Here is a 1,169-nt window from a genome sequence, read left to right on the forward strand (position 1 = left end):
AGATGCTACCCATAGTTTATCAAAATCGAACCCCATTTCAGCTATAGACGTTTTACGGGAACGTTCAAAACAACTTCGCAAATCGGTTTATGCTTACCAAGAAGATTGGCTCGGTAAGATGCCGGTCAAGAATCAAGGCAATGATTTAGAAAAAGAACTAGCTTACTGCAAGGAATTAGGAACCTTATTGGATGGCGCTCCCACACTTAGCGAAGTTCCAGCAATAAAAGAAAAATTGAACTTACTTAAAGAATCTGTTGATGATATTGAACACGCAGCTCAAGATGTTGTTTCAAAAGATAAGGATGCAAAGATTGGCCACAAATCACAGGACAGTTCGTTTTTCGGTTACAAAACCCATTTAGCAATGACCGAGGAAAGAATCATAACAGGGGCCGTTGTTACTTCGGGAGAAAAAGGAGATGGCCCTATTTTGCCTGAGCTAATAGAACAAAGTGAACAACGTGGTATTGATGTAGACACCCTCATAGGGGATCAGGCTGCCTATTCGGGCAAAAAGAATTTGGAATTAGCCAAAGAAAAAGATATTAAAATTGTAGCCAAGTTAAACCCAGCAATCAGCCAAGGTTTTAGAAAAAAACAAGATGAATTTGATTATAATAAAGATGCCGACATGTTTGTTTGTCCAGCAGGACATTTAGCCATAAGAAAAGCAAAGCAAGGGAAAAAGAATGTTGCCACAAATCAAGTTATTACCTATTACTTTGATGTTGAAAAATGTAAGACCTGTCCTTTAAGGGAAGGCTGTTATAAAGAAGGGGCTAAATCAAAATCTTACTCGGTTACTACTAAATCAGACATTCATAAAGAACAAATGGAGTTTGAAACATCAGATTACTTCAAAGAGAAATCAAAACATCGTTATAAAATAGAAGCTAAAAATGGAGAATTAAAAAATGTCCATGGCTATGGAAAAGCTATATCTTATGGTATAGAAAATATGGAAATGCAGAGTGCCTTAACCATATTTGCTGTGTATTTGAAAAGAATTTTAAAATTAAGCTAGTCCAAAATGAGACAAAACAATACCGTTTTGATTATAATACCATTTAAACTAAAATAAGCCTTTTTAAGAGAGTCCAAACAGCTTTGAAAACCTATAAACCAAAAAGAGATTTCACAAAATTAGCTCGTGAAATCTCTTATAT

General features: G+C 35.2%; 1 protein-coding gene. It reads left to right on the forward strand.

Translation table 11 applies throughout. The annotated features are described in order from the left end of the window. A partial coding sequence (locus ACZIYX_RS23970) for a transposase (RefSeq protein WP_462684781.1) occupies nt 1–1,027 on the forward strand: 1,027 nt, incomplete at its 5' end. Between the last annotated feature and the right edge of the window lie 142 nt (nt 1,028–1,169).

It is taken from the genome of Aquimarina sp., assembly GCF_977115655.1.